Source organism: Zoogloea sp. LCSB751 (assembly GCF_002028455.1).
Classification (GTDB): domain Bacteria; phylum Pseudomonadota; class Gammaproteobacteria; order Burkholderiales; family Rhodocyclaceae; genus Zoogloea.
Genome location: NZ_MWUM01000122.1, coordinates 1 through 315, shown reverse-complemented (window position 1 = coordinate 315; position 315 = coordinate 1). Strand labels below are relative to the sequence as shown.

The 315-nt window shown below is 54.6% G+C and carries 1 protein-coding gene; it reads right to left on the bottom strand.

Annotated features, from left to right (window positions below; translation table 11 throughout):
• The coding region (locus tag B4920_RS29080) for a DUF6444 domain-containing protein (protein WP_254051068.1) at nucleotides 1-151 on the bottom strand (151 nt) is incomplete at its 3' end.
• Nucleotides 152-315 lie beyond the last annotated feature (164 nt).

The window sequence follows — 315 nt, the reverse complement described above, 5'->3', positions numbered from 1 at the left end:
CATCACTGGAAGGAGGCTTGGAGTAATTCCCGCTGTTCTGGTTGAGTCGGTCTTCTAGCTCGGCGATGCGCGCCATCAGCTTCTGAATAAGTTCATTAGCCTGCTCAAGGGTCAGCGGCGAAGCGGCCGGTGGGGTCATGGATGTGCTCATGCCCCTGATGGTGCCAAGCTGACAGGATCACGCAAGAGGCAATAGTGGATCACCGGACGATCGTCTCATTTTTTACCTGTCAACTGGTCTGGGTGAACCGTTACCCGACAACAGTGGACAGGAGTCGTTATGGGATGGAATCTGGGCACAATCAAGGGGCGTTA